This is a genomic window from Roseovarius sp. CAU 1744 (assembly GCF_039839345.1).
Classification (GTDB): domain Bacteria; phylum Pseudomonadota; class Alphaproteobacteria; order Rhodobacterales; family Rhodobacteraceae; genus Roseovarius.
The window spans coordinates 246,575-267,471 of sequence record NZ_JBDOQV010000005.1 but is presented as its reverse complement, the minus strand read 5'-3'; the positions used below and the strand labels follow the sequence as shown (position 1 = coordinate 267,471).

Here is a 20,897-nt window from a genome sequence, read left to right as displayed (position 1 = left end):
GCAGGATCTCTCGTCGTCGGCCTCCGGCCTCCTCCTCGGGCCGCGTCTGGCGCGGTTCCGCGCCGCATTGGCCGGTGCTGCGTTTTTGGCGGGCCGGCCCCCTTGGCAAGCGCGGTTTCGGGGCGTATACGCGCGGCCTGAACCTTGAGGAGCGATCGCCATGGCCGGAAGTGCCAATCTGAATGTCATGCTGAGAGCGGCACGCAAGGCGGGCCGTGCCCTGGCCAAGGATTTCCGCGAGGTCGAGAATCTGCAGGTCAGCATGAAGGGCGCCGGCGATTTCGTCAGCCGGGCCGATATCGCGGCCGAGCAGATCATCAAGTCGGAACTGATGAACGCGCGCCCGACCTATGGCTGGCTGGCCGAGGAGGGCGGCGCCGAAGAGGGCAAGGATCCGACGCGGCGCTGGATCGTCGATCCGCTGGACGGGACCACCAATTTCCTGCACGGGCTGCCGCATTGGGCGGTCAGCATCGCGCTGGAACACAAGGGGCAGATCGTGGCCGGGGTGATCTATGACCCGGCCAAGGACGAGGCGTTCTTTGCCGAGAAGGGCGAGGGCGCGTGGATGAATGAGAGCCGGTTGCGCGTGTCGGGCCGCGACCGGATGATCGAGGCGCTGTTCGCCACCGGTCTGCCGTTTGGCGGGCGGGGCGATCTGCCCGATACGCTGCAGGACCTGGCGCGGCTGCTGCCGGTCTGTTCGGGCGTGCGGCGTTTCGGTTCGGCGGCGCTGGACATGGCCTATGTGGCGGCCGGCCGTTATGACGGCTTCTGGGAACGACGGCTGAACCCCTGGGACCTGGCGGCGGGCATCATCATCCTGCGCGAGGCCGGGGCGCTGGTGGAGCCGATGCGCGAAGGTGGAGATATCCTTGAGGATGGCGAGGTGATCTGCGCCAACGAAGCGATCTTCGAGAAATTCGCCAGGGTGATCCGCGACAGCTAGGTGTCGGACGGGTGGTTGACGCCATCCTCCCACGGGATCGGCTCGAAATCGGCCGGGTTGACGCCCTCGATCGTGCCCAGGTTGACGCCGAATTCATTGGGGTTCGACCGGCGCTGATGATGGGTGTAGATGCCGCAGACGCTGCAGAAATAATGCTGCGCCGTGCCGGTGTTCCAGGTGTAGAGCGAGAGCTTGTCGGCCCCGCGCACCACCTCGAGACTGGCCAGCGGTACGCTGATATTCGGCGCGGCGCGGCGGCGGCAGAAGCTGCAATCGCAGCGGTGCGGCTCTTTGGGCCCCTCGGGCAGGGTCAGGCGCAGTTCGACCGCGCCGCAATGGCAGGTGGCTTTGGTAGTGACGGTCATTTTCGGCGTTTCACGACAGGGATGCGGCTGCGGCCGATCCGGTAATCGGCCTCGGGGTGGGGCGGGTGGCCATCTGTCCGGGCCCAGAAACGCTGTCCGCCGAGGCGCAGGAAAAGCGGCAGCGTGGCGCCGATGCCGATCACGAAACCGCCCGCATGGGCCCAGTAGGCGACGCCGCCGGCGGACGGGTCGGAGCCCACGCCATTGACAAGCTGCAGGGCAAACCAGATCCCCAGCATGATCCAGGCGGGGATCGGCAGGATGCGGAGGAAGAACACGAAGAAGAGAAAGATATCGACCTTCGCCCGGGGAAAGAGCAGCAGATAGCTGCCCATGACCGCGGCGATCGCCCCCGAGGCGCCGACGGTGGGCACCAGTGAGGCGGGCGACGACAGCACATGCACGATGCCCGCGCCGATGCCGGCGGCGAGGTAGAAGAGCAGGAAGGGCACGTGGCCCATCTCTTCTTCGACATTGTCGCCGAAGATCCACAGGAACAGCATGTTGCCGCCCAGGTGCATCACGCTGCCATGCAGGAACATCGAGGTGACGAGGCCGGCATAATCGCCCTGCGCAGAGACCCGTACCGGGATCATCGCCCAGCCATCGAAGAAGGCGTTGATTGCCCGTGGATCGCTGAAGAGCGGCCAGTAGCCAAGGAAGATGACCACGTTGACCGCGATCAGCGCGTAGGTGACGTACGGCGTGCGCCCCGAGGGGTTATGATCGCGGATGGGTATCATCGGGGCCACCGTGGCGGCCCCGGCAGATGCCGTCAAGGGGCGGTGTCAGGCATTGCCACCCAGCAGGGCCGCGTTGCCGCCCGCGGCGGTGGTATCGACGCAGACATGGCGCTCATGCAGCACATGGCCGGTGTCGGGCAGGCCGGTGATCAGCGGCAGGATCGGGCCCTGCCGGTCGGCAAGCGCCGTGGCGTAGCTGCGCGCGGCGTCTGCCCCCCCCCACCAGAGCGCGCCGGAAAGATTGCGCAGCTGCGTCAGCGCCTCGGCCTCGATGCTGCCGGTCGCCTCGGCGGCGATGCCACCCAGTGCCGTGACCGCCTTGGCCTGTGCCGCTACCGCTTCGGCACCCGGGCCCAGGCACAGCACCGCATCGCGCGGATCGGCGGTCAGCCGGTTGGATTCGCCGGTGGGGCCAGGCAGTACCAGCGCCTGACGGATCGGTTTTTCCGTCTTGTTGACCTTGTCGAGGGCCGATTGCACATCGCTAACCGTCATTTCGCCGGACCACGCGCCGCCTTCGAGGGGGGCGGTTGAGGCCGAGAACCGCGCCAGGTAATGCGGGCCGCCCGCCTTTGGCCCGGTGCCCGAGAGGCCCTTGCCGCCAAAGGGCTGAGAGCCGACGATGGCGCCGATCTGGTTGCGGTTCACGTAGAGGTTGCCGGCGTTCACCCGCTCGGTCACGTGCTGAACGCGGTCGTCGATCCGGGTCATCAGGCCGAAGGTCAGCCCGTAGCCGGTGGCGTTGATCGCGTCGATCACCTTGTCCAGTTCCTCGGCCCCGAAGGTGGCCAGATGCAGGACCGGGCCGAAGATTTCGCGTTCCAGCGCGTCGATGCCGCTGACCCGGATCAGGGTGGGCGCAATATAGGTGCCCGCGTTCGGGGTCTTCAGCTCGTGCATCAGGCGGCCTTCGGCGCGGGCCTGCTGAATGTGATCGGCGATACCCTTGCGGGCGGTTTCGTCGATCACCGGGCCGCAATCGGTGCTGATCTGCCAGGGCTCGCCGATGACAAGCGCGTCCATCGCCCCCTTAAGCATCCTGATGAAGGGCTCGGCGATGTCCTCCTGAACGTACAGGCATCGCAGCGCCGAACAGCGCTGACCCGCAGACTGGAAGGCCGATTCGACGATGGCGCCGACGGCCTGTTCGGGCAGGGCGGTGCTGTCGACGATCATCGCGTTCAGCCCGCCGGTTTCGGCGATGAGCGGCGCGCCGGGGGCGAGGTTTTCTGCCATCGCCCTGTGGATCTTCATCGCCGTCGCGGTCGAGCCGGTGAAGGCCACGCCACCCACCCGCGGATCCGAGGTCAGCGCCGCGCCGATGGCGCCGCCGCCGGGCAGCAATTGCAACGCGGTTTTCGGCACGCCCGCCTTGTGCATCAGCGACACCGCCAGATGCGCGATCAGCGGGGTCTGTTCGGCCGGTTTCGACAGAACGGCATTGCCTGCCGCCAGGGCCGCTGCCATCTGGCCGGTAAAGATTGCCAACGGGAAGTTCCACGGCGCAATGCAGGTGAACACGCCCACGGGTGGCGTTGCGGGGGCGTTGGCCGCGTAGTAACGCAGGAAATCCACCGCCTCGCGCAGCTCGGCCACGACGTCGACCCAGATCTTGCCGGCCTCGCGCGCGAGGATGGCGAAGATCTCGCCGAAGTTTTCCTCGTAGAGATCGGCGACCTTGTTGAGCACTTTCGCGCGTTCCTCTGCGCTGACGTCCCACGGCGCGGCCTTGGACAGCGCGGTTTCGATATCCGCGGCGCTGGTATTGGCGACCATGCCGACCACATCCGCCGGATCTGCTGGGTTGATGACCGGCCTGGCCTCTTCCGGATTGGCCTTGCTCGCCAGGATCGGGGCCGAAGACCATTGATGCGAGGCGAACGGCGCGCGCGCGCCTTCGATCAGGTCCAGCGTCGGCTGGTGCTTGAGGTCGAACCCCTTGGAATTGGGCCGTTCGGGCAGGAACAGCTCGGGCCCGGTGGGCAGGTCGGGGGCCGGGTCGTTGATGGCCTCGAACGGGTCGCGGGCCACGGTCTCGGGTGATACGTCCTCGTCCACGATCTGGTTGACGAAGCTGGAATTCGCCCCGTTTTCCAGCAGGCGGCGCACCAGATAGGCCAGCAGGTCGCGATGGGCGCCGACCGGGGCGTAGATCCGGCAACGGGTACCCTCCGCCTTGAGCACGATGTCGTGCAAAGCCTCACCCATGCCGTGCAACCGCTGAAATTCAAAGGTTTTCTTGTCCTCGGCCATGTCGAGGATGGCAGCAACCGTGTGGGCGTTGTGGGTGGCGAATTGCGGATAGATCCGGTCGGTCATGCCCAGCAGTTTGCGGGCATTGGCGATATAGCTGATATCGGTGGCGGCCTTGCGGGTGAAAACCGGGAAGCCGTCGATCCCCTCGACCTGGGCCAGCTTGATCTCGGTATCCCAATAGGCGCCCTTGACCAGCCGGACCATGATCCGCCGATCCAGCGTTGTGGCCAGATCGTGCAGGTAATCCAGCACATGGCCCGCGCGCTGACCAAAGGCCTGCACGACCACGCCAAACCCGTCCCACCCGGCCAGCGCGGGCTCGGCCAGCACGGTTTCGATCACATCGAGCGAGAGCGACAGGCGGTCGGCCTCTTCGGCGTCGATATTGAGCCCCATGCGCGCGGATTTCGCCAGCAGCGCCAGCGAACGCAGGCGCGGCACAAGGATGTCCATGACCTGTTCGCGCTGTGCCACCTCGTAACGCGGGTGCAGCGCCGACAGCTTGACCGAGATGCCCGGATTGTCGCGGATATCATCATGGGTGCAGGCCTGCGCGATCGCGGTGATGGCACGGGAATAGGCCAGGTGATAGCGGGTGGCGTCGGCATCGGTGCGCGCGGCCTCGCCCAGCATGTCGTAGGAATAGGAATAGCCTTTCTTCTCCATCCCCGCGGCACGGTCCATTGCGCCCTGGATGGTCTCGCCCAGCACGAATTGCCGGCCCATCTCCTTCATCGCGCGCGCCACGGCGGTGCGGATCACCGGCTCGCCCAGGCGCTTGATGGCGCTGCGCAGGTGGCCCACCGGGCCGGGCTTGTCCTCCTGCAGCACCTTGCCGGTCAACATCAGGGCCCAGGTCGAGGCATTGACCAGCGACGAGGTGGAATGCCCCATATGCTTGCCCCAGTCCGACGGTGCGATCTTGTCCTCGATCAGCGCGTCGATGGTTTCCGCGTCGGGGACGCGCAGCAGCGCCTCGGCCAGGCACATCAGGGCCACGCCCTCATCGGTCGACAGTCCGTATTCGGCCAGGAATACCTCCATCAGGCCAGGGCTGGACTGGTTGCGGATATCGCGTACCAGCTGCGCCCCGCGCGCCGAAATGCGGGCACGGTCCTCGGGTGACAGACCGGCCTCGGCCACCAGCCGGGCCAGCGTCTCGTCCTCGTCGGCATAGGTGGCATGGTCGATTTTACTGCGAATGTCGGTATCGTAAGGCATGATGCACCCCAGCTTGGCAATTTGATCTATTCTATCACCATTAAATGCGGTAAATGTCCTGTAGTTTCGGATTTTCCAGGTCATTTAGACTGTGAAAAGGGGATTTTGATATGCGAAATGACAAGTCAGAGCTGGACGGGTTCGACCGGGCCATTCTGCGGGTGCTTGCCGGGGATGGTCGAATCAGCATTACCGACCTCGCGCGCGAGATCGGCCTGTCGAAATCGCCCACCCAGGCGCGCCTTCGGCGGCTGGAAAACGAGGGCGTGATCACCGGTTATTCCGCGCTTTTCGATCCGATCCGGCTGGGGCTGGACCACGTGAGCTTTGTCGAGGTGCGCCTGAACGATACCCGCGAAAAGGCGCTGTCTGCGTTCAACGCGGCGGTGGCCAGGATTCCCGAGATCGAGCAGGTGCATATGATCGCGGCCGATTTCGACTACCTGATGAAGATCCGTACCCAGAACATGAGCGATTACCGCCGCGTTCTGGGCGAGCAGATTTCGACCCTGCCACATGTGGCACATACCTCGACCTATGTGGCGATGCAGGCGGTCAAGGAAAGTGTTGTCCCGGATGTGATTTGACCTGAGAAGATCACGCGCCATTATCGGGGTCATGAAACACGTGATCCTTGCCCTGATGATATCCGGCCCCGCCATGGCCCAGACCTGCCCCGACGCCCCCGACCACAGCGAGGCGCTGAGCGGGCTGATCGAGGCGGTACAGGCCGCCCCGAACGAACGCAAGGCGCGGCAGATTTCCAATGACATGTGGCAATACTGGGCGGATGCGCCGGATGCCTATGCACAGGAGTTGCTGGACGAGGGGATGAGCCGCCGCGAAGCTTTTGATTATGACGGGGCGATGGTGGCGCTGGATGCGCTGGTCGAGTATTGCCCGGACTATGCCGAAGGCTATAACCAGCGCGCCTTTGTGAATTTCCTGCGCCAGGATTTCGCCGCCGCCCTGCCTGATCTGGATCGCGCGATCGAGCTGTCGCCGCGCCATGTCGCCGCGATTGCAGGCCGTGCCCTGACGCTGGCAGGCATGGAACGGCGGGCCGAGGCGGCGCTGAGCCTGCGCGAGGCGCTTGCGCTGAACCCGTGGCTATCCGAACGCCATCTGCTGCCATCGCTGGAGGCGGGCGAACAGGAACTCTGAGCCGTCTTTACACCCGCGCCAGAGCGGATATTGTCCGCCCACCTGGGCCCGCGTGGTGGAATGGTAGACACAGGAGACTTAAAATCTCCAGGCCGTACAGGCCGTGCCGGTTCGAGTCCGGCCGCGGGTACCAGGGGTTAGCCGACACGGCATTCATCGGTCAGGAAATCCGGCAGGTTCCGGGCGGTGACGGCGGCCTCCCTTACCAGGTGGTCGAAATGGCCGGTCAGCGCCTGCACCCGTTCGGTGTCGCGAAAGGCCATGTAGTTCTGGCCGATATAGATGACCGCCAGCAGCGGGCCGAAAATCGTTACCGGTGCGGAATAGATGCGCCGGGCGTCATAGAGGTAGAGCCGCAGGCGCGGGTAGAGCTGTTGCGACACCTCGAGCAAATAGTCGATCTGATCGCGGCGCACGCCGGCATCGAGGTCGCGGTAATAACCTTCGCCGCGGGCAAAGCTGGTAAGTTCGTACATCGGCACGGCAATCTCGTAATCCGACTGCGTGTTGCGCATCCAGGCCAGCCGGTCCTCTGACGCGCCGATCGCCTGATCGGTCGACCGGCCCAGATGGGGGGTATATTCCCATTCCAGCATGGCGCGGGTTTTCAGCATGTCGGGCAGGGCCGCGGGCACGTGGCGTATCTTGTAACCCGCGGCCTCCTTGTGCCACTGGAAAATCTGTTCATCGACCAGCGCGCGGGGGGCCTCGGTCAGTGACAGCGAGGTGGCCAGGATGTCGGCGGCGGTTTCGGGCCGGTCGGTGAGCCCCAGAAGCCAGTCGGCCGAAACCCCGAGCGCGGCGGCACATTCGCCAACCACCTGCGCGTTGGGCAGCCGCGCGCCCGCCCCCTTGAGCAGTTGCGAGATGGTCGACCGGTCCACGCCCACGCGCCGGGCAAGCGCGCTCTGGTTGATCTTGCGCTCGCGCATCGCGTCGCCAAGCCGGGTGCGAAACAGGTCGGCGCGCATCCGTTTGTCTGTTTTTTCTATCATGTGGTTAATTTTATCACCAATGCAGAAGAATGTTAACCAGAAACGAAATATCCTGCTGCCAGTTTCTGTCGTAACGTTTTCGTGAAGGATAACGTTTGGGGAAACTATGGAGACAAGACGACGCACGTTGGTCAAGGCCATCGCCTGGAACTTGTTGGGTTTCGTGGTGATGACGCTTGTGGGGATGGCCATGACCGGATCGGCCACAATCGGTGGCACGATTGCCATCATCAACACGATGATCGGGCTTAGCTGTTATTTCATCCACGAGCGTATCTGGGCGCATATTCGATGGGGGCGTGTTCATGGCTGAACCGCGTAGATCCGTCGAATGGCCCACGCTGGCGTTGCTGATGGCATGTTACGTGGCATGGGGGGTATCGGTGTTCTGGCTGGCGGCAATCTGGCTGCCGGTCGGGTTTGTCGCGACGACCTTCCTGATCGCGCTGCATTCCTCGCTGACACACGAGATGATCCACGGCCACCCGTTTCGCAGCGATCGCCTGAACGAGATCATCGGATTTCCCTGTCTCGGCCTCATGGTGCCTTACCGCCGGTTCAAGGATCTGCATATCGCCCATCATAATGACGAAACGCTGACCGACCCCTATGACGACCCGGAAACGAACTACCTGGACCCCGAGGTCTGGGCGCGCCAGCCCCGCTGGATACAATCGCTGCTGCGGTTCAACAACACGCTTCTGGGGCGCATCCTGATTGGCCCGGCGATCGGGTACACGGCCTTTCTGGCGGCCGATATCCGCGCCATGCGGGCCGGAAACCGGCAGGTCACGCTGGCCTGGGCACTGCAGATTGTGTCGGTTGCGCTGGTGCTGACCCTGGTCTGGTGGTCGCCGATGCCGGTCTGGGCCTACCTGGTGGCGGCCTATCTGGGATATGGCATCATCAAGATCCGCACTTTCCTGGAACACCGCGCCCATGAACAGGCGGGCGGGCGTACGGCCATCGTCGAGGACCGCGGTTTGCTGAGCTTTCTCTTTCTCAACAACAACCTGCACGTCGTGCACCACATGCACCCCCGGGTTGCCTGGTATGATCTGCCCGCGCTTTACCGGGCCGACAGGGACGCGTATCTGCAGCGCAATGACAGCTATGTCTACCAATCCTACGGGCAGATTTTCCGCGAGCATTTCCTGCACGCCAAGGATCCGGTGCCGCATCCTCTCTGGCCCCGGCGGTAAAATCCGTGCATGACGGGCCTCATGGAGGCCTGGATCACCCTATCAATCGCTGCGGCGGCGTTTCAGACGCTGCGGTTCATGCTGCAGAAACACCTGAGCATGGCGACGCTCAGCGCGGGTGGCGCCACATCGGCGCGGTTCATCTATTCGGTGCCGTTCGTGGTGACGCTGGCGCTGTGCTACCTGGGGTGGTCGGGGGCCGCGCGGCCTGAACTTTCGGGCCTGTTCTGGGCCTATGCGCTCTGCGGCGGGTTGGCGCAGATCCTTGCCACCTGGTGCGTGGTGGCGTTGTTTGCGCAACGCAATTTCGCGGTGGGCATCACCTTCAAGAAGACCGAGGTGATCCAGACCGCGCTGGTCGGCCTGATCGTGCTGGGCGACTGGATCACCATTGGCGGCCTGGCGGCGATCGTACTGGGCCTGATCGGGGTTCTGATCCTGTCGGATAACCGGATCGCGGGGCAGGGCGCGCGGCTGCTGAACAAGGCGGCGGGGCTGGGGCTGGCCTCGGGCGCGTTCTTCGCCGTCTCGGCGGTGGGGTATCGCGGCGCCACGCTGGAGATCGCCAGCGACGACGCGTTTCTGCGGGCCTGCGTGACGCTGGCGGTGGTGACGACCTCTCAGGCGATCGGCATGGTGGCCTGGCTGCACTGGCGCGAACCCGGCGAGATCAGCCGCGTGATCGCCGCCCGCCGCACCGCCGTCTGGATGGGCATCACCGGCATGGCCGGCAGCCTGTGCTGGTTCACCGCCTTCACCCTGCAGAACGCGGCCTATGTCTTTGCCGTGGGCCAGATCGAGGTGATTTTCTCGCTGATGGCCTCGGTTCTGTTCTTCCGCGAAAAAGTGGCGGCGCGCGAAGTGCTGGGGATCGGCCTTCTGAGCCTCAGCATCCTTGCGTTGGTGCTATTGGTCTGAACGGCGCCTAGTCATCCGACCGGGGCGTATGGCCACGCAGGCGGATGAACAGGCTCGCCTCGTCGTCATTGCGGAAAAACGGGACCGAGCTGGGCGGGGCGGGGTCATGGGCGCGGGCCGAGACCTCGGCCAGCACGACCTCGGTGATGAACGGCAGGTCGTATTCCTCGCGCGCCGTGGCCAGGGGCACCCATTGCAGGTGCGAAAGCTCGTCGCTGGCGGCGGAAAAATCATCCAGATCGCCGGCGATTTCATCCGCATCTATCAGGAAAAACCGTGCATCGAACCGGCGTGGCCGGCCAGGCGGGGTGATCGCGCGAAAGACGAATTGCAGTGCCCGCGCCACCGGCACGTGACCGCGGGCGGCAAACCCCTGCCAGTCTTCTGGTACCGCGCCTTTCCAGTCGCCGGGCTGACCCAGGACCAGCCCGGTTTCCTCCCAGAGCTCGCGGATGGCGGCAACGGCAAGGGCATGTCCGAGATCCTCATCGCTGTCCTCGCGCAGGCGCTCGGCGCAGAGCGGCGGCAGCGGCGCGGCTAGCGGAACGTCCGCATCGGCTGCATCCACCGCCCCGCCGGGAAAGACGAATTTCGACGGCATGAAGGCGGCCTTGGCGCCGCGCTGACCCATCAGCACATGCGGATCGGTGCCGCGCGCCCGCAGGACGATCACGGTGGCCGCGTCGCGAATGGCGGTCTTGTCGATGTCCATGCGGACCCTTTCCGTTATGAAAGGGTCAGGTCTTGTTTCCGAACCCGTGCATATGCCGGGCCCATTGAAACGCCACGATCGCCCCTTTCAGCCTGGGCAGAAGGTATAGCGACAGGCCGACGCAGCCAAGGCCGAATATGGTGAACAGCACCAGCGGCTCGGGCCGCCAGGTGGTGAAGACCACATGCAGAAGCGGCGCCATCAGGTGGCCCACGATCAGGATCGTCAGATAGGCCGGCCCGTCATCGGCGCGGTGATGCGACAGATCCTCCTGGCAGACGGTGCAGGTGTCACGCACCTTCAGGTAGCTCTTCAGCAGCGGACCACTGCCGCAATTGGGGCATTTGCCGCGATATCCCTTCCATACCGCCGGCCAGAGGGCGCGTTCTTCGCTGTTCAAGGTCTGTTCCATGGTGATGCCTGCTTCTTGTCCCGTTTCACTAAATTGGACCTGATTGTCTTTATATCAAAGAGGTGAATGCCGCCTTGCGTCCTGATGTCGCAAACCTTTGCCCGCGGCGGCCGCCCGAAAAAAATCGCATATCCGGCGACGGAACCTGCGGGATGCCCCGTAAGAGGTGTATGATCCGGCGCAAAGACCGGATCGGGGCAGATAACACTGAGATATCGAACGGAGAATCCCGAATGAATAATACCGCACTCATCACCGCCCTTGGGTTGGCAATATTCGCGGGCGGCGCAATCGCTGCCAATGACGCGGGCCAGGGCAAGCATCACCGGCCGCATCACAGCTTTGAGGAACTGGACAGCGACGGCGACGGAAAGCTGACAAAAGGCGAAATGGAGGCGCATATGCAGGCCCGTTTCAGCGGTGCCGATACGGATGGCGATGGCGCGCTTTCCAGGGAAGAGCTGTTGGCGCGGGTCAACGAGCGTCAGGCTGAACGGGCCGAGAAATACGTGGACCACATGCTGGAGCGCCACGATAGCAACGGTGATGGTACGCTGACCATGGATGAGATGAAGGCGCGTCATCAGGGCAAGATGTTCGCCCGGATGGACGCTGATCAGGATGGCGCCGTCACCAAGGAAGAGTTTGACGCCATGCGCGACAAGCACAAGGGCCGCAAGCATGGCGGTCACGGTGCCAAGGACAAGGCCGGCGACGCCAGCGAATAGAGCCGACCGACCGGGCGGGCCGATGCGGGCCCGCCCTTTCCTACCTGACGGGCAGAGGATATGCCGCTGGATAGCATGAGCGAAGAAAGCGACGAGGCATTGCTGTTGCGCTACGCGGCGGGTGATCAGGCGGCGGCACGGGCGCTGACCCTGCGCCTGACGCCGCGTGCCTATGCCCATGCCTGCCGGATGCTGGGTATTCCGGCCGAGGCCGAAGACGTGACCCAGGACGCGCTGATGCGCCTCTGGCGGGTGGCGCCGGACTGGCGCCCGGGCGAGGCGCTGGTCACGACCTGGCTTTACCGTGTGGTGGCCAATCTTTGTACCGACCGACTGCGCCGGGCGCGGGGGGTCGCGCTCGAGGCGGTTCCCGAGCCGGAGGACGACCAGGTCAGCGCGCCGGAACGATTGCAGCAACAATCCCGCGCTGCGGCCTTGCAGGCGGCGCTGAACCGGTTGCCCGAGCGCCAGCGGCAGGCGGTCATTCTGCGGCACATAGACGGGCTTTCAAACCCGCAGATCGCGGAGATCATGGAAATTGGCGTGGAGGCCGTCGAGAGCCTGACCGCGCGGGGAAAACGGGCGCTGACCGCCGATCTGGTCGGTAAGCGTGATGAACTGGGGTATACGGATGGCTGAAAAAGATACTGAAAACAAGATGTTGGAATCGTATTTTCAAGCGGCGAACGAAGTTGCTCCGGAGCCCTCGGGCCGGCTGATGTCGCGTGTTCTGGAGGATGCCCTTGCGGCGCAGCCGGCAAGCGAGGCCTTGCGCTCCGCTCCGGTTGTGGGGGGCCTGTGGCGTGACTTCCTGCGCGCGGTGGGCGGGTGGCCTGCCATGGCCGGCCTGGTGAGTGCGACGGTTGCTGGCCTCTGGCTGGGTATCGCGCCACCGGCTGCGCTGCCCGGTGCCACGATCGCCTATCTGGGGCTTGACGATGCCAGCTATCCGGTTGATGCCGCTCCTGGTCTTGGCTTCGACCTGTCCGAGGAGGCGCTGTGATGACAAGTGACACACCGACCGGGAATAACGGTATGAAACCTTGGCTGCGTTTACTCTTGATCCTGTCTCTCGCGCTCAACCTGCTGGTGGTCGGTGCGGTGGTGGGGGCGATGATCACCTGGTCCAACTGGCGGCCCCATCACGGGCCACGGCTTGAGTCCGGTGGGGGGCCGTTGACCCGCGCGCTCAGCCACGAGGACCGGCGCGCGATTGGCAAGGAGATGCGCAAGGCGTGGCGCGACAGCAAGCAAGACGGGCATGATCACCATGCCGAACTGGCCGGGCTGGTCGCCGATCTGAAGGTAACACCCTTCGATCCCGCCCCGGTGGCCGCGCGGCTGCGCCGCCATCGCCAGTCCTTCGACGAACGGCTGGACCTGGGGCTGACATTGCTGCTGGAGCGTCTGACGCGGATGACGCCCGAGGAACGCGCGTCTTATGCAGACCGGTTGCAAGAGGTGCTGGACAAGCGCCACGGCGGCAGGAAAGGCGGCAAGGACGGGAAATCAGGTGGGGAATAGGCCGTCAGGCCGCGGTTCTGGCCGAAAGCGTCACGGTGTTTCGCCCGCCCGCCTTTGACCCATAGAGCGCGCGGTCGGCCTGATCCAGCAGGCTGTCGACTGTCATCCTGGCGCCATTCGCCGGTTTCTGGCACATCGCCACGCCGATACTGACGGTGACTTGAATGGGCTCGCTCACGCCCGGCACCTTGATGGGGGTGCGCTGGATGATCCGGCACAACCTGCTTGCTGCCTGCTTGGCCTGTGCGCGGCTGGTTTCCGGTATGACGATCAGGAATTCCTCGCCACCCAGGCGGGCAACCAGGTCGTCGTCAAGCGCGTTGTTGCGCAGAATATCCGCAACCCGTGTCAGCACCGCATCCCCGGCTGCGTGGCCATGCTTGTCATTGACCTGCTTGAAATGATCCAGATCGGCAACCATGACCGCGAAACTGTGTTCGTCAGTGCGTTGCTTGCGGATCAGGTTTTCAACAAAGGGCAGGGCGTATCGCCGGTTATAAAGGCCGGTCAGCGGATCGATCACCGCGGCCTGCAACCCCACATGCAACTGGGCGCGCAGCTGATCCATGTTCTGCTTGCTCTCCAGCTGCGCGGCGATGCGCAGGGTCAGTTCGCCGGGATCCACGGTGCCGCAAATGACGTCGCTTGCCCCCAGGTCCAGCACTGTTGCCGCCATGCGCCTGATCTGGTCCGGCAGCACCGCGATGATCGGGCAGTTGCGCGCAGGCGGCGCGGCGCGCAGCTCGGCCATCAGGCGCAGGCTTTCGTCGCTGGCTTCCGGGTCGATCTGCAGCACGAAAAGATCGGGGTGGTCATGTCCGTTCAGCGTGTCGCCGGTATGTTCGGACGAGACGGCCACGAATTCGTGACGAGAATTGGCGCTAAGCGAGGCCCGCAGGCGCGTCGCGTCCGATATTTGCCGTGCGACAACGGTAATCCGGCCGGGGCGTGCAAATCCCTGTGGCGCCTCGGCAAATCCAAGGGCATTCGCCGTTCCCGTGTGCATTTTCAGGTCGTGGTTCATGTGGCGCTGCCGCAGCAGGCTGCGCAGCCGTGCCAGCAGCAGCGTTTCGTCTATCGGTTTTGGAATGACCTCGCTGGCGCCGGCCTTCAGCGCCCCGATACGGGCCTCCGGCGTGTCGCGGGGCAGGATAAGGATCACGGGCACGCTGTCATCCACATCGCAGGCACGGACCGCGCGGACAAAGGCGTTGCTGTCAAAATCAGAAAGATCGGTGCTGGCCAGTATCAGATCGGGCTTGTGCCGGGCCGCCATTTTCAACGCTTCGGCACCGGAGCGCGCCTGGAAGACGTCGTAAAAGGCCGCCGAGAGCTTTACTTTCAAAACGATGCGATTGGTCGCCAACTCATCAACGATCAGAATTTTTCCTGACATGGGGAGATTTCGCCTTTCCGACTGCCCCTTCCGTAAGCGGAATATCCATGTCAGAAGTTAAGAAAACCTTTCCGGATTTTCAGACTGATGAACAATATGCAGGAAACCGCCGAGACCCTTGCCCTGCAATGTCTTGCCTGGCTGGCGGGCAACGAGGAACTGCTGCCGGTGTTCATGGGCGCGACGGGCGCGACCGAAGAGGATTTGCGTAAGGGCGCCGCGGACCCTGTTTTTCTTGGCTCCGTCCTGGATTTCGTGATGATGGACGATCGCTGGGTCGTGGAATTCTGTGCCGGGCAGGGCATTCCGAATGACAGCCTGATGCGGGCGCGCGCCGCGCTTCCGGGCGGTGAGCAGGTGAACTGGACTTAAACAAAGGGAAAAGATTTTGGCAACAAAGGTTGACGGCCTCCTGTTCGACAAGGATGGCACGCTGTTCGATTTCCACGCCACCTGGAGCGTCTGGGCGGCGCGCATCATCCATGATCTGGCAGGTGCAGATAAGGACAAGGTCGTGCGGCTGGCGGCGGCGCTGGACTATGATCTGGACCGGCAGGAATTTGCCCCCACCAGCGTCGTGATCGCCGAATCCAGTCAGACGCTCGCCGAGCTTATCGTGCAGGTTCTGGGTCATTCGACGGTGCCCGAGGTCGAGCATTTCCTGATGATGAGCGCCTCGGAAGTGCCGCAGAAGCAGACCTTGCCTCTGGCGCCCTTCCTGGCAGAGCTTGCCGCGCGCGGCCTGACCCTGGGCGTGATGACGAATGACAATGAATATTCGGCGCGGGCGCATCTGAAATCCGTGGGTGTCGAGGGCCATTTCGATTTCATCGCCGGGTTCGATTCAGGCCACGGCGCCAAACCCGATCCCGGCCCGCTGCTGGCTTTTGCCCGCGCCACCGATCTCAGGCCAGCCCGCGTCGCGATGGTCGGAGACAGCACCCATGACCTGATCGCGGGGCGGGCCGCCGGAATGCAGACCATCGGCGTGCTGACCGGTTTGGCCACGACCGAGGAGTTGGCCCCCCACGCCGATGCCATCCTTCCCGATATCAGTCACCTGCCGGCCTGGCTGTCGGAATGACAGGCCATCCCCGCTTCGGGATCTGGCTGGCGTTCTTCGGAACCATGGTTCTGACGCTGGACACGATGCTGATGCGGCTGTCAGCCATGGGCGGGTTGCAGATGACCGCCTGGCGCGGCCTGTGCATGGGCAGCGTTCTGCTGTTGGTGTGGCTGGTGCGAAGCGGCGCGCGACGCCGCGACCTGCGCCACCTCGCCTCCGGACCGGGCCTGACGGTTGTTGCCTGCCAGTTCTTTAACTCGCTGCTGTTTTGCCTGGGCATTGCCCTGGCGCCGGTGGCGGTGGTGCTGTTCGGGCTGGCCGCGGTGCCGGTATTTGCCGCAATCTTTGCCTGGCTGATGATGGCCGAGAGGACCTCCGCGCTGACATGGATCACCATCGTCCTGGTCATGGGCGGGATCGGCATCGCGGTATCGGGCGGGACCGGCGATGCGATGGACCTTGACCTGGCGACCGTTGCGGGCGCGGCAATGGGGCTGGGGGTGGCCGTTGTCCTGGCGCTCAGCTTTGTCACGCTGCGCGCCCGGCCCCACCTGCCGATCCCGTTGCTGGTCGGGTCCGGCGCGTTTCTGTGCGGGCTCATGTCCTGTGCGATCATCGGCCCGCAGGACATGGGGCAGGGCAACATCTGGCCGATGGTGACCACCGGGGCGCTGGTGCTGCCGGTGTCATTCATTTCCCTCTCAGTCGCCGCCCGGCACACCCATGCGTCCAATGTCAGCCTGTTGATGCTGCTCGAGACGGTGCTGGGCCCGTTCTGGGTCTGGTTGGCGATCGGCGAAGCTCCGACAAGCCGGATGCTGGCAGGTGGGGGCATCGTGGTCGCCAGCCTTGCGGCGTACCTGTTTCTGACCATGCGCCGGCGGCGGGTCGCGCTTTAACTGTGATGGAGTGACAAAAACGACAACACATGTCGCTAAGTGGCAGACGATGCGTGCTCCACGGGTGTTTGGTTAAGACAGAGATCAGCCGGAGGGCCTGTGATGACGACCGACACAAGAAAAAGGCGCCGCAGCGGCGGCCGTGCGGGCAGCGCCGAGCGCCGCGGTTCAGCCGCGATCGAGCAGATGCGGTGGCAGCCGCCGGTCAATATCGACCGGCCTACCGAGCCGCTATCCGAGGAAGGCATCCAGGCGGTCCACGACGGGGCCATGCGCATTCTCGAAGAGATCGGGATTGAGTTTCTGAACCCCGAGTCGCTTGAGATTCTGCGCGGCTCGGGCGGGTGCACGATCAACGGTGAAAATGTCCGCATGGGCCGCGATTTCGTGATGGAAATGATCGCCAAGGCGCCCGGCCAGTGGACGATCACGCCGCGCAACCCGGACCACCAGATCACCATCGGGGGGCGGCACCTGAATTTCGGTAACGTATCGTCGCCCCCCAGCTATTGGGATATGGAGATTGCCAAGAAGGTCACGGGCACACGAGAAATGTGCCAGAACCTGTTGAAATTAAGTCAGTATTTCAACTGTATCCATTTTGTCGGGGGGTACCCGGTCGAGCCGCAGGACATCCACGCAAGCGTTCGTCACCTCGATGTGCTCTATGACAAGCTGACCCTGACCGACAAGGTCGCCCATGCCTATTGCCTGGGCAAGGAACGGGTCGAGGACGTGATGGAGATGGTGCGCATCGCGGGCGGGCATTCCGACGAGGAGTTCGACTCGGGCCCGAAGATGTACACCAACATCAATTCGACCTCGCCGCTCAAGCACGACTATCCGATGCTGGACGGGTGGATGCGGCTGGCCAGGCGCAACCAGGGTCTGGTCGTCACGCCTTTCACGCTGGCGGGGGCAATGGCGCCGGTCACCATGTCGGGGGCGGTCGCGCAGTCGCTGGCCGAGGGGCTGGTGGCGGTGGTGCTGGCGCAGATCATCCGCCCCGGCGCGTGCTGCGCGATCGGGACATTTACCTCGAATGTCGACATGAAATCCGGCGCGCCGGCCTTTGGTACGCCAGAATATATGCGCGCCACACAGATGACCGGGCAGCTGGCGCGGTTCTACGGGCTGCCGATGCGCGCCAGCGGTGTCTGCGCCGCGAACGTGCCGGACGGGCAGTCGATGTGGGAGACCTCGAACAGCCTCTGGTCGGCGGTGCAGGCGGGGGCGAACATGGTCTACCATGCCGCCGGGTGGCTGGAGGGCGGGCTGATCGCCAGCCCCGAGAAATTCGTGATGGATTGCGAAATTTTGCAGCAGATCCAGCGCTATATGGATCCGATGCTGACGGCCACCGGGCCGGATGAAATCGCGGTGGAGGCGGTGAAGGAAGTGGGCGACCAGGGTCATTTCTTTGGCATCCAGCACACCCAGGATCGGTACACCACGGCCTTCTACCAGCCCTATCTGAGCGATTGGCGCAATTACGAAGCCTGGGAGGCCGCCGGTGGCATTTGGACCGCGCAGCGCGCGCATCAGATCTACAAGGATATCCTCACCAGCTTCGAGGCGCCGCCAATGGCGGAGGCTATCCGCGAAGAACTGGCCGCCTTTGTCGAGCGCCGCAAATCCGAGGGCGGCGCACCCACGGATTTCTGACGCCAGCCGTTGGTCAACATGCGCTCGCAGGATTGCCCTGTGGGCAACGTGACATCGTGCCTGATGGCTCGGCCCCGGCATGGTAGCACCATGGAACCTACATTTGCGCCTGGCCGGTCACGTCAGTAATGCGCGGTATATCCACCATCGACGGCTAGCACCTGTCCGGTCACGTAAGACGCCGCCGGCGACGCGAGGAACAGCACTGCCGGGGCCAGCTCGGCGGGTTCACCCCATCGGCCCAGCGAGGTGCTCTGCGCAAGCCTGTCCGCCACCGCAGGATCCGCGGCCGCGGCCATGTTGGGGGCGGTCTTGAAGAACCCGGGCGCCACGGCGTTCACGTTGATCCCCTCGGGGCCCAGTTCGGCGGCCAGGGCGCGGGTCAGCCCGACCAGCCCCGCCTTGGCGGAGGTATAGGCGGCATCGCCGGGTTGTGCGATCAGCCCGGCGATGGAGGCGATGTTGACGATCCGCCCCGCGGCGCCACGGGCGATCATCAGCCGGGCGGCACGCTGCGCCAGCATGAACGGGGCGACAAGGTTCACGTCCAGCAGGCGCCGCACGTCATCGCCCCGGAATTCGGCAAAGGCCCGGCGGTCCCGCTGGCCCACGTTGTTGACCAGAATATCGAGCCCCGCACCGGCGGTATCCAGCCTTGCAAATGCCCTATCCACCTGCGCTTCGTCGGCGATGTCGAATACCAGCGGATGCGCCGTTCCGCCCTCATCGGTGATCTTTGCTACCGCGTCCCGCGCACCTGACTCGTTGCGCCCGTTGACCCAGACGATCGCGCCGGCCGCGGCGAAAATCCGGGCGATTTCAAGGCCCAGGCCGCTTGTGCCGCCGGTGACCAGCGCCTGCTGCCCAGCAAGGGAGAAAGGTCCGAAATTTGACAAGAAATGCGTCCCCGCGCCGATGATGTACCGGCGAAGTCTATGACACCAAAGGCGCGGACAAAAGCACTTGTTCGCAATCCGCTGATCGGGTCAAGTGACCCCGGAACGGAAAGGAGAGGTCATCATGGCCGAGCATGAATATTCCGCGCGCGTGGTCTGGACCGGAAACCGGGGACAGGGGACGGCAAGCTACCGCGCCTATGACCGGACCTGGAATGTGGAGACCCCCGGCAAGCCGGTGATTCATTGCTCGAACGATCCGCTCTTGGGCGGCGATCCGACGCTGCACAACCCCGAGGACATGCTGATTGCCGCGCTCAGCGCCTGTCACATGCTGTGGTATCTGCATCTGGCCAGCGATGCGCGGATCGCCGTGCAGGCCTATCATGACGACCCGCTGGCGGTGGGCGAGACCGATCGCAGCGGCGCCAGCCGCTTTCTGCGCGCCACGCTCAGGCCACGGATCACCGTGCCCCAGGGGACGGACCTGCGTCGTGCCGATGCGATTCACCATGAGATCCACAAGACCTGTTTCATCGCGCGGTCGGTGAATTTCCCTGTCGATTACGCGGCGGAATATACGGTGGCATAATCAACCTGATGAGGATGAATGACTGATCAGAGCCCTTCCTGTGAATTCGATTTTCTCTCGCCGTGCGCTCGCAGCACCAAGAATGCCGCAGAAGCGCAAAATTACGTGCCGTCTTGCAGCGTCATTTTCGGCCATTCGTCGGCCGCACAAAAATTCTAAGGCGACAAATTCAAGTAAGCGGACAAACCGCCTCTCGGTGCAGGAACGGCAACAGCTGCGTTCGGCGAGCAGTGAACCATCATTGTGAGTGATTATTGATTTGATTTCGGTTCAAAATAGTTTTCGTCTTCAAGTTTAAAATCAATCGCGAAGACACCTTCGTTATTTTGCGGTCGCCAAAAAAAAACACAATTTTATGGATTTGTTTATGTTTATTGGAGGTTTCTCAATCTGAACCAGGTCAACTTCTGGATAATCAGATGGGTACCAACTGTTGTGCCGTTTTTGGGAACCTTCTCATGGTCACAATACACAACACCATCGGGCATCCCAGCGAGCGACTTCACGGGTGACACACATGCAAATGTTCCTGCGGCACCGGGATATAGCTCTTCAGCCTCTACATGGATCGGCGAATCCTTCACGTTCAATGGTGAAGCGCCGACGCAAATTGACGTCAGCGACGAGGATGGAACTTTCGAAGACAGCAATGTCGAAACGGGCAGCGCGCAGGCGTTGGTTCAGGATGCCACGATTGATGGTACGCTTTAAATTGCTGGCTCTGTTGTTGAGAATGAGTTCTCTCTGATCGACGCCAGCGGGCAGTAAATCTATGTCGTTCTTATCAATGGTGAGAATTTCGGGTTCACCTATGCCAACGGCGAAGAGCCATCATCGGGTGAAACATTCACAGCCCAGCAAGGGCCAGATGGCGACTCGTCGGAGAATGCCGATGGCACCTCAACTAATTCCGACCCGTATGCGGATGTCATCTGCTTTGCGGTAGGCGCCGTGATTGATACAGAAGACAGTCCGCGGCAGGTGGAAACTCTGCAAACCGAAGATCAAGTTGCGACTTTGGATCACAGCCTCAAGCCCATTCGATGGATGCAAAGGAGCCATCAACCACTAGACAACTATCCGGACAATGGAAGGCCGGTTTCGATCTGCGCAGGTGCACTGGGGCCAGGATATCCTAGCTCTGATTTGGTCTTTTCGCCACAGCACCGGATTCTAGTCGGAGGCAGACAACTC

General features: G+C 63.5%; 24 protein-coding genes and 1 tRNA gene. 17 read left to right on the top strand and 8 right to left on the bottom strand.

Annotated elements, in window-relative coordinates:
* Positions 1-160: 160 nt before the first annotated feature.
* A complete protein-coding gene (locus tag AAFO92_RS12245) occupies positions 161-949 on the top strand; it encodes an inositol monophosphatase family protein (protein ID WP_347535459.1) in 789 nt (262 codons plus the stop codon).
* Here the strand turns inward: AAFO92_RS12245 and AAFO92_RS12240 are convergent.
* From AAFO92_RS12240 to putA, 3 genes are read right to left on the bottom strand one after another with little or no spacing between them, the layout of a single operon-like run.
* Positions 946-1,314: a GFA family protein gene (locus AAFO92_RS12240; RefSeq protein WP_347535457.1), complete on the bottom strand. Its 369-nt coding sequence runs from the start codon at positions 1,312-1,314 to the stop codon at positions 946-948. The two genes, AAFO92_RS12245 and AAFO92_RS12240, sit on opposite strands and share 4 nt — an antisense overlap.
* Complete coding sequence (locus AAFO92_RS12235; protein ID WP_347535455.1) at positions 1,311-2,057, bottom strand: rhomboid family intramembrane serine protease; 747 nt, start codon at positions 2,055-2,057, stop codon at positions 1,311-1,313. The genes AAFO92_RS12240 and AAFO92_RS12235 overlap by 4 nt, the downstream gene beginning before the upstream one ends.
* 45 nt (positions 2,058-2,102) lie before the next feature.
* Entirely contained in the window at positions 2,103-5,534 is a 3,432-nt protein-coding gene (gene putA / locus AAFO92_RS12230; RefSeq protein ID WP_347535453.1) for a bifunctional proline dehydrogenase/L-glutamate gamma-semialdehyde dehydrogenase PutA, read from the bottom strand.
* Between the two features lie 110 nt (positions 5,535-5,644).
* Here putA and AAFO92_RS12225 point away from each other — a divergent pair, with 110 nt between their 5' ends.
* The 3 genes from AAFO92_RS12225 (at position 5,645) to AAFO92_RS12215 (ending at position 6,831) form a co-directional block, all read left to right on the top strand.
* Positions 5,645-6,121, top strand: coding sequence for an Lrp/AsnC ligand binding domain-containing protein (locus AAFO92_RS12225; protein ID WP_347535451.1), 477 nt, complete (start codon positions 5,645-5,647; stop codon positions 6,119-6,121).
* Positions 6,122-6,152: 31 nt separating this feature from the next.
* Complete coding sequence (locus tag AAFO92_RS12220; protein WP_347535449.1) at positions 6,153-6,698, top strand: hypothetical protein; 546 nt, start codon at positions 6,153-6,155, stop codon at positions 6,696-6,698.
* 46 nt (positions 6,699-6,744) lie between these two features.
* Positions 6,745-6,831: transfer RNA gene (locus tag AAFO92_RS12215), tRNA-Leu, on the top strand.
* 4 nt (positions 6,832-6,835) lie between these two features.
* Here the strand turns inward: AAFO92_RS12215 and AAFO92_RS12210 are convergent.
* Positions 6,836-7,693 carry a helix-turn-helix transcriptional regulator gene (locus AAFO92_RS12210; protein WP_347535447.1) on the bottom strand — a complete coding sequence of 286 codons (858 nt, stop codon included), beginning with the start codon at positions 7,691-7,693 and terminating at the stop codon, positions 6,836-6,838.
* A 106-nt stretch (positions 7,694-7,799) separates the two neighbouring features.
* On the opposite strand from AAFO92_RS12210, the gene AAFO92_RS12205 reads away from it, so the two are divergent.
* From AAFO92_RS12205 to AAFO92_RS12195, 3 genes are read left to right on the top strand one after another with little or no spacing between them, the layout of a single operon-like run.
* Complete coding sequence (locus AAFO92_RS12205; protein ID WP_347535445.1) at positions 7,800-8,006, top strand: DUF2061 domain-containing protein; 207 nt, start codon at positions 7,800-7,802, stop codon at positions 8,004-8,006.
* On the top strand, positions 7,999-8,895 hold the full coding sequence (locus tag AAFO92_RS12200; protein ID WP_347535443.1) for a fatty acid desaturase: 897 nt from the start codon (positions 7,999-8,001) through the stop codon (positions 8,893-8,895). Before AAFO92_RS12205 ends, AAFO92_RS12200 begins: the two co-directional genes overlap by 8 nt.
* Positions 8,896-8,916: 21 nt before the next feature.
* Complete coding sequence (locus AAFO92_RS12195) at positions 8,917-9,813, top strand: DMT family transporter (RefSeq protein ID WP_347535681.1); 897 nt, start codon at positions 8,917-8,919, stop codon at positions 9,811-9,813.
* A gap of 7 nt (positions 9,814-9,820) precedes the next feature.
* Here AAFO92_RS12195 and AAFO92_RS12190 read toward each other — a convergent pair whose 3' ends face one another.
* Complete coding sequence (locus AAFO92_RS12190; protein WP_347535441.1) at positions 9,821-10,525, bottom strand: NUDIX hydrolase; 705 nt, start codon at positions 10,523-10,525, stop codon at positions 9,821-9,823.
* Between the two features lie 25 nt (positions 10,526-10,550).
* Positions 10,551-10,937: a DUF983 domain-containing protein gene (locus AAFO92_RS12185; protein WP_347535439.1), complete on the bottom strand. Its 387-nt coding sequence runs from the start codon at positions 10,935-10,937 to the stop codon at positions 10,551-10,553.
* Between the two features lie 233 nt (positions 10,938-11,170).
* Here AAFO92_RS12185 and AAFO92_RS12180 point away from each other — a divergent pair, with 233 nt between their 5' ends.
* Genes AAFO92_RS12180 through AAFO92_RS12165 form a run of 4 tightly spaced genes read left to right on the top strand, consistent with a single transcriptional unit; the run spans position 11,171 to position 13,189 of the window.
* Positions 11,171-11,665, top strand: coding sequence for an EF-hand domain-containing protein (locus tag AAFO92_RS12180; protein ID WP_347535437.1), 495 nt, complete (start codon positions 11,171-11,173; stop codon positions 11,663-11,665).
* Positions 11,666-11,725: 60 nt separating this feature from the next.
* Complete coding sequence (locus AAFO92_RS12175) at positions 11,726-12,304, top strand: RNA polymerase sigma factor (RefSeq protein ID WP_347535435.1); 579 nt, start codon at positions 11,726-11,728, stop codon at positions 12,302-12,304.
* Entirely contained in the window at positions 12,297-12,668 is a 372-nt protein-coding gene (locus tag AAFO92_RS12170) for a hypothetical protein (RefSeq protein ID WP_347535433.1), read from the top strand. Before AAFO92_RS12175 ends, AAFO92_RS12170 begins: the two co-directional genes overlap by 8 nt.
* Complete coding sequence (locus AAFO92_RS12165) at positions 12,668-13,189, top strand: periplasmic heavy metal sensor (RefSeq protein ID WP_347535431.1); 522 nt, start codon at positions 12,668-12,670, stop codon at positions 13,187-13,189. The genes AAFO92_RS12170 and AAFO92_RS12165 overlap by 1 nt, the downstream gene beginning before the upstream one ends.
* Positions 13,190-13,193: 4 nt before the next feature.
* On the opposite strand, the gene AAFO92_RS12160 is transcribed toward AAFO92_RS12165, so the two are convergent.
* Entirely contained in the window at positions 13,194-14,585 is a 1,392-nt protein-coding gene (locus AAFO92_RS12160) for a diguanylate cyclase (protein ID WP_347535429.1), read from the bottom strand.
* 87 nt (positions 14,586-14,672) lie between these two features.
* On the opposite strand from AAFO92_RS12160, the gene AAFO92_RS12155 reads away from it, so the two are divergent.
* The 4 genes from AAFO92_RS12155 (at position 14,673) to AAFO92_RS12140 (ending at position 18,215) form a co-directional block, all read left to right on the top strand.
* Entirely contained in the window at positions 14,673-14,957 is a 285-nt protein-coding gene (locus AAFO92_RS12155; RefSeq protein WP_347535427.1) for a DUF3572 domain-containing protein, read from the top strand.
* Between the two features lie 16 nt (positions 14,958-14,973).
* Positions 14,974-15,669: an HAD family hydrolase gene (locus AAFO92_RS12150; protein ID WP_347535425.1), complete on the top strand. Its 696-nt coding sequence runs from the start codon at positions 14,974-14,976 to the stop codon at positions 15,667-15,669.
* A complete protein-coding gene (locus tag AAFO92_RS12145) occupies positions 15,666-16,550 on the top strand; it encodes a DMT family transporter (RefSeq protein WP_347535423.1) in 885 nt (294 codons plus the stop codon). The genes AAFO92_RS12150 and AAFO92_RS12145 overlap by 4 nt, the downstream gene beginning before the upstream one ends.
* Before the next feature lie 102 nt (positions 16,551-16,652).
* On the top strand, positions 16,653-18,215 hold the full coding sequence (locus tag AAFO92_RS12140) for a trimethylamine methyltransferase family protein (protein ID WP_347535421.1): 1,563 nt from the start codon (positions 16,653-16,655) through the stop codon (positions 18,213-18,215).
* Between the two features lie 122 nt (positions 18,216-18,337).
* On the opposite strand, the gene AAFO92_RS12135 is transcribed toward AAFO92_RS12140, so the two are convergent.
* Positions 18,338-19,111: an SDR family oxidoreductase gene (locus tag AAFO92_RS12135; RefSeq protein ID WP_347535419.1), complete on the bottom strand. Its 774-nt coding sequence runs from the start codon at positions 19,109-19,111 to the stop codon at positions 18,338-18,340.
* Between the two features lie 124 nt (positions 19,112-19,235).
* Between AAFO92_RS12135 and AAFO92_RS12130 the strand changes: the two genes are divergently transcribed.
* Both AAFO92_RS12130 and AAFO92_RS12125 read left to right on the top strand, forming a co-directional pair.
* Entirely contained in the window at positions 19,236-19,703 is a 468-nt protein-coding gene (locus AAFO92_RS12130; RefSeq protein ID WP_347535417.1) for an OsmC family protein, read from the top strand.
* 435 nt (positions 19,704-20,138) lie between these two features.
* Positions 20,139-20,414: a hypothetical protein gene (locus tag AAFO92_RS12125; RefSeq protein ID WP_347535415.1), complete on the top strand. Its 276-nt coding sequence runs from the start codon at positions 20,139-20,141 to the stop codon at positions 20,412-20,414.
* Positions 20,415-20,897 lie beyond the last annotated feature (483 nt).